The sequence below is a fragment of the Dokdonella sp. genome, from assembly GCF_035703485.1.
Taxonomy (GTDB): Bacteria; Pseudomonadota; Gammaproteobacteria; order Xanthomonadales; family Rhodanobacteraceae; genus Dokdonella.
The window spans coordinates 23599-29631 of sequence record NZ_DASSYD010000092.1; the positions used below are offsets into that span (position 1 = coordinate 23599).

Here is a 6033-nt window from a genome sequence, read left to right on the forward strand (position 1 = left end):
GACGTTCCCACTCCCTACTCCCCGCTTATAAACGCCGGCCCCTTGCCCACCGTTTTCTCATAAACGCCCTTTCCGGCGCGCTTGTACTGGGTGAAGCCGTGTTTGCCGGCGTGGCTTTCCGAGGTGCGGTGGGCCTGGCCGGAGACGACCTGGGGAGCGCTGATGATGCGATGGATTGGTGCGTCGCATTGCGGGCACGTGGTCAGTGCTGGATCGGACAGGCGTTGCAATTGCTCAATGCCGTCGCGGCAATGCTCGCAGGCGTCCTGGTCAGGCATGTATTGATAGATCGGCATGGCTGGAGAATGCGGCCGCTGCGCTGAGTAATCAATGCGTACGTGGTTTGCCGGCCTATCGGGGATTGCTCGATTCGGCGAAATCTGACAGACGCTTCCAGCGATTGACGATCTTGCAGAACAGCTCGGCCGTGCGTTCGGTATCGTAAACCGCCGAGTGTGCTTCGTTGGCATCCCAGGATTCTCCGGATGCCGCCACGGCGCGGGCGAGCACGGTCTGACCATAGGCGAGGCCGGCCAGGCTGACCGTATCGAAATTGCTGAACGGGTGGAATGGATTGCGCTTGTGCCCGGTTCGACGCACCGCCGCGTTCAGAAAGCTCAGATCAAAGCCCGCGTTGTGGCCGACCAGGATGGCGCGCTGGCATTCTGCCGCTTTCATTGCGGCACGAACCGGCGCAAACACATAATCCAGGGCCGCGCGCTCTTCCATGGCATCGCGGAAGGGGTGATCCGGATCGATGCCGGTAATCTCAAGTGCGCGCGGATCGAGATTTGCTCCCGGAAAAGGTTCGACATGCGTGGAAACGGCAGGCTTTGGAAACACGAAACCCTCGTCATCCATGCCAATGACGACGACGGCGATCTCAAGCAGGGCATCGCGTTCGCAATCGAAACCTCCGGTTTCGACATCGACGACAACGGGCAGGAAGCCGCGGAATCGCTCGGCGATACGCGTAACGGAAGTGAATTCGGGCATCCCGGGAGAATAGCTGATCGAGCCCTGCTCTGGGTGAATCCTGACTATCCCGGCAACAAATCACGAGCAACTCCCTGCCAGAGAAGGCGCAGCCGGAAGCATCATTCGTGATCAATGGCAATCGCGCAGGCGCGGCTGAAATGAATCGGATGCACCAGTGCAACGTTCCGGTAACAATGAAGCAATACGCTGCGCGGCAATGGGATCCGTCCACCGGCCTCCAGTCAGTCCACTACAAAGAGATTGCCCATGAAGTGCTCAGCGTGTCGCCTGATGGCTTTTGCCATTGCTTTCAGTCTGGCCGCTCCGGCCGAGGCCAAAGTCGATATTGATGTCATTGGAGGCTACAAGGTTTCCTTTGAAGGTCTTGTGCAGGCCGACGGCAACTGGTTCAACAACGATGGCGCCGATCTAAACGGATCTTCAGGCAACAACGGCCGGAACAACGAGTTCGAGCTGCGCCGCGCCGACTTGATTCTCTCGGGCAAGGGCACGATGTTCGATTGGGTGCTGGGCTATGACGCCAATGCGAGCAAATACCTCGACGCCAATTTGAAAGGGAAGCTGGGGTCAAGCTACCTGCAGGCCGGTCAGTTCAAACAGCCCAATAGTCTTGAAGAGTTGAGCAGCACCAGGCACAACGACTTCATTTCCAAGGCCATGGTGACCAATCTGTTTGGTGTCGGCCGGCGTCTTGGTGCCGCCTACGGTAGAGATGCGGGGAACTGGGGCTATGTCGCCAGCGCCTTCGGTCGCGAACTGTCGCGAAATCGAGCCCAGGGCCAGGGTTTCGGCGCACGCTTCTATTACGCGCCAATCGTTGCCGAGGGCCGCTTGCTGCATTTCGGAATTTCAACGGTCAACTACGACACCGCCGGCGATATCCAGCGCTGGCGTGTTCGCCCGGGTGCCGATCTGGCCAGTGTGCGACTGATCGATACCGGCGATATCCTCGATGCCGATCGCAATCGCACGATTGGTCTCGAAGCGCTCTGGGTTGGCGGGCCATTCAAGATCCAGAGCGAAGTCATGCGCACGACCACGACGCGCACGAGCAACAGCATGGCCTCGGACTTTTCCGGCGACAGTTGGTACGTGTCCGGCATGTGGAATGTTACCGGTGAGTCCTGGGGCTACAAGGGCGGCACGCCGAAAACGAAAGAACCACGCAATCCCTCCACAGGCATGTGGCAGATCGGTCTGCGCTATGACGCCGCCAACCTCAATGACGGCGCGATCAACGGCGGCGACGAGCAAAACATCACGCTCGGGGTGAATTACTACTGGCGCTCAAACTTCAAGATCATGGTGAATTACGTCGCCGTGAAGAGCTCGAAATTCAACTCGGCGGCAGGTGGTGATGTCAGTGATGATCCGGATATCTTCGAAACCCGTTTGCAGTTTTATTGGTAGTTCGAAGGGGGCTGATCAACCTCGTTCTTGATGAGTCCAATCATCAACCGTTCGTGGTGAGCTTGTCGAACCATGATCGAAAGTTGTTTGTAGCTCTTTCGCAGGCACCGGCCCTATGATTTGGCTCCTGATGTCTACGCGGCTTCGCGTCGCGGCAGCCCTGCCAATTCATTGCTCGCCTCCCGCCCCATCGTCGCCCCTGCGCAGGCAGGGGCCCAGTGACCCTGTTCCTGATTTTGCGTCGCGGCGACGCGCGGCAACCCCGCACTTGTTCCCCTCGAATCCCACCCCACCGTCGCCCCTGCGCAGGCAGGGGCCCAGTGACCCTGTTCCTGATTTTACGTTGCAGCGAAGCGCGGCAACCCCGCACTTGTTCCCCTCGAATCCCGCCCCACCGTCGCCCCTGCGCAGGCAGGAGCCCAGTGACTTTGCTCTTGATGTTTACGCGGCTTCGCGTCGCGGCAGCCCTGCCAATTCATCGCTCGCCAACCGCCCCATCGCCGCCCCTGCCTGCGCAGAAGTGACGGTGGATTGGGAGGCGAGTGAAATCCCGGAATTGCTCCGTGCGAAGCGGGCGAAACTTCAAACTACTCGGTAGTCTTCGGCCGAAAACTGCACAAATCGCGAATCAGACAAGCAGGACAATCCGGTTTGCGTGCCTTGCACACGTAGCGACCGTGGAGGATCAGCCAGTGATGCGCGTCCAGACGAAACTCGGCAGGTATTACCTTGACCAGCTTGTCCTCGACCTGGCGCACGTCCTTGCCCTTGGCCAGTCCAGTGCGATTGGCGACGCGAAAGATATGCGTATCGACGGCGATGGTCGGTTCGCCAAAGGCGGTGTTGAGGACGACATTGGCGGTTTTGCGGCCAACACCGGGCAGGGCTTCGAGTGATTCGCGATCGCGCGGTACTTCGCCGCCGTGTTGTTCGACGAGGATCCGGCAAGTCGCGATGACATTCTTCGCCTTGGCATTGAACAGGCCAATTGTCGAAATGTATTGTTTCAAGCCTTCCTCGCCCAGGTCGAGAATCGCTTGTGGCGTATTTGCGACGGGATACAGTCGCCGTGTGGCTTTGTTGACACCGATATCGGTGGCTTGCGCGGAAAGAATCACCGCGATCAGCAATTCGAACGGCGTCTGGTAGTCGAGTTCGGTGGTCGGCTTTGGGTTGAACTCGCGCAGCCGGGTAAACATCTCGATGACGTTTTCGCGCTTCACGATGAGGAACCATCCGTGGCGTTGGACTTTGCTGCACGCTTCGCCTTGCCGCGTGCGATCGCCTCAAGCACGGCATTGCGACTGATCGGTGTTGCCTGGTTTGTATCCGATCGCTGACTTGCTTCACGCCGTGACCTGCGTTCGCCATCCTTGCCAGCGAGGCGTTGATTGCGAGCTTCAAAACGTAGTTTGGCTTGCCTCGCCCGGGTGTGAATTTCACTCCGATCGAGCGCTTGGGAAGCAGTCACAACCATCGCGATGCAGTCGACCGGGCACGGCGGAATGCAAAGCTCGCAACCGGTGCATTCCGCAGTGATGATCGTGTGCATGCGTTTGGCCGCGCCGACGATGGCATCGACCGGGCAGGCCTGGATGCATTTGGTGCAACCGATGCAGACGTCTTCATCGATGATCGCGACGGTCGGTGCTGCTTCAATTCCGAAAGTCGGGTTCAGGGGTTTCGAAGCCCGGCCGAGCAAGTCGGCCAGCGCATCGACGCCGGCTTGTCCGCCTGGCGGACACTGATCGATGTCCGCCTCGCCGCTGGCAATCGCCTCGGCATAGGGTCGACAAGCCGGATAGCCACAACGCGTGCATTGCGTTTGCGGGAGCAGGGCATCGATTTGTGCGGCCAGATTCTTGTTCACGGCATTGTTTGATTCAAGGCGGTCTCTGCCTGCGCCTGAAGTTCAGCGAATGATGTGGTCGGCCGTTCGAGCCAGTGATGGCCACAGGACTCACAACGGTACCGGTGAGTGAAGTCGTACCTGAAAATCAATGGCAAAAGAGCGATCGGCCAGAACAGGAACTGCGCGAATCGGATCCAGTCTCTCGGGCGATCGTTCCAGTGGCTGAATGTATTGCAGCAGAGCGGACAAGCTGGCATGTCGTCGACGTTGTCATTCAGCGCCAGTGCGCCTTGCCGAAATGCTTCGATCAGCTCTCTGGCAGCACTCAACTGTTCAGCGGGAACCATAAGTCTGAAGCCACCGTAGAAAATAATGCTGAACCAGTCCTGGCGAACGAAGTGCTCGTCAAACAAGTGTGCGTCGAGATCATTCGCTTGCAACAGCGCTACCAACGCCAGACCGTCGAGGTACTCATAGGTTCTCTCCACGCATCGCATGGCGACCTCCATGGACTTGCAGGATCAACGAACGGTTGCGCCGGGTTCTGCACCCGCATCCACATCCAGCAGCTTCAGATCAGCACCACCGCTGCCAGCCGAAAGAATCATGCCTTCCGACATTCCGAATCGCATTTTTCGCGGGGCGAGGTTGGCGACGAAGACGACGTTACGTCCTACCAGCTTTTCCGGTTCGGCATAGGCAGCACGAATGCCGGAGAAGATCTGGCGCTCGCCAAGTGCGCCGGCATCGAGTTTGAAGCGCAGCAGTTTGTCGGAGCCTTCGATAAATTCGCATTCGACCACTTTGCCGACGCGCAGATCGAGCTTGGCGAAATCATCAATTGAAATCACGTCGGATTCCGCCGATTCAATTTTCACTTTCGATTCTTTCGCCGCCTGTTTTGCATTTTCCGCAACGGGCTTCTCCGGCGCTGCCAGCGAATCCTTCGAGGCCTCGATCATTGCGGCAATCTGTTTCTGGTCGACCCGTGTTGCCAGCGGTTGGTAACTCTTGACCTGATGGTTACCCAGGTGGGTGGCAATATCCGCAAAGCTCTTGAAGTGATGCTCGGGCAGGGCAAGAAACGCTTCCGCGTGTGACACCAGCACGGGCAGGATCGGCTTCAATGCGCAGGCGATGGCGCGGAACACGTTGATGCCGGTCGACAGCACGACATGCAGCTCGTCGTGGCGTGCCGGATCCTTGGCCAAGGCCCACGGTGCGGTTTCGGCGATGTATTCGTTGGCGCGATCGGCGACTTGCATGATCATGCTGATGGTGCGATTGAAATCATCGTGGGTGTAATGCTCGACCGCATCCTGCAACTGGCCGACGCCTTGATCGAGCAAGCGCTTCGCCGTGCGTACGAATTCCGGCGAGGCGGATGTCGGTTCCCTGGTCCAGAAGTCAGCGGCCAGCCGGTTGTCGAAGTTTGCTTCGAGCAACTTTGCGCAGCGGCTCGCGATGTTGACGAATTTGCCGACGATATCGGCATTGACGCGCTGGCTGAAATCAGTGAGGTTCAGATCGAGATCGACGACGCCGCCCGAGGATTTCGCTGCGAAGTAGTAACGCAGATATTCCGGGTTGAGGCCGACATCGAGCCAGGTCCGCGCCTGGATGAAGGTGCCGCGTGATTTCGACATCTTCTCGCCATTGACGGTGAGATAGCCGTTGACGTGCAGGGCGGTCGGTACGCGGAACTTGGCTCCGTGCAGCATGGCCGGCCAGAACAGGCCGTGGAAATTGACGATGTCCTTGCCGATGAAATG

General features: G+C 58.6%; 7 protein-coding genes. 1 reads left to right on the plus strand and 6 read right to left on the minus strand.

Annotated elements, in window-relative coordinates:
* Nucleotides 1-14 precede the first annotated feature (14 nt).
* Both VFN25_RS06895 and rnt read right to left on the minus strand, forming a co-directional pair.
* A complete protein-coding gene (locus VFN25_RS06895) occupies nt 15-296 on the minus strand; it encodes a zinc ribbon domain-containing protein (RefSeq protein ID WP_325140189.1) in 282 nt (93 codons plus the stop codon).
* Between the two features lie 55 nt (nt 297-351).
* Nucleotides 352-996: a ribonuclease T gene (gene rnt / locus VFN25_RS06900; protein WP_325140191.1), complete on the minus strand. Its 645-nt coding sequence runs from the start codon at nt 994-996 to the stop codon at nt 352-354.
* Between the two features lie 249 nt (nt 997-1245).
* Here rnt and VFN25_RS06905 point away from each other — a divergent pair, with 249 nt between their 5' ends.
* The gene (locus tag VFN25_RS06905) at nt 1246-2409 is read left to right on the plus strand and encodes an OprO/OprP family phosphate-selective porin (RefSeq protein ID WP_325140194.1); all 1164 of its coding nucleotides are present in this window, start codon (nt 1246-1248) and stop codon (nt 2407-2409) included.
* A 587-nt stretch (nt 2410-2996) separates the two neighbouring features.
* On the opposite strand, the gene nth is transcribed toward VFN25_RS06905, so the two are convergent.
* The 4 genes from nth to metG all read right to left on the minus strand — a co-directional run.
* Nucleotides 2997-3632, minus strand: coding sequence for an endonuclease III (gene nth / locus VFN25_RS06910; RefSeq protein ID WP_325140196.1), 636 nt, complete (start codon nt 3630-3632; stop codon nt 2997-2999).
* Complete coding sequence (locus VFN25_RS06915; RefSeq protein ID WP_325140198.1) at nt 3629-4279, minus strand: RnfABCDGE type electron transport complex subunit B; 651 nt, start codon at nt 4277-4279, stop codon at nt 3629-3631. Before VFN25_RS06915 ends, nth begins: the two co-directional genes overlap by 4 nt.
* Nucleotides 4276-4770: a hypothetical protein gene (locus tag VFN25_RS06920; RefSeq protein ID WP_325140200.1), complete on the minus strand. Its 495-nt coding sequence runs from the start codon at nt 4768-4770 to the stop codon at nt 4276-4278. The genes VFN25_RS06915 and VFN25_RS06920 overlap by 4 nt, the downstream gene beginning before the upstream one ends.
* 12 nt (nt 4771-4782) lie before the next feature.
* Nucleotides 4783-6033 (minus strand): methionine--tRNA ligase subunit beta (metG, locus tag VFN25_RS06925; RefSeq protein WP_325140202.1); only part of this gene is annotated, 1251 nt, incomplete at its 5' end.

Coding starts and splice junctions, on each gene's coding strand:
- VFN25_RS06895 (WP_325140189.1), bottom strand. CDS start 296: ATGCCGATCTATCAATACATGCCTGACCAGGACGCCTGCGAGCATTGC.
- rnt (WP_325140191.1), bottom strand. CDS start 996: ATGCCCGAATTCACTTCCGTTACGCGTATCGCCGAGCGATTCCGCGGC.
- VFN25_RS06905 (WP_325140194.1), top strand. CDS start 1,246: ATGAAGTGCTCAGCGTGTCGCCTGATGGCTTTTGCCATTGCTTTCAGT.
- VFN25_RS06920 (WP_325140200.1), bottom strand. CDS start 4,770: ATGGAGGTCGCCATGCGATGCGTGGAGAGAACCTATGAGTACCTCGAC.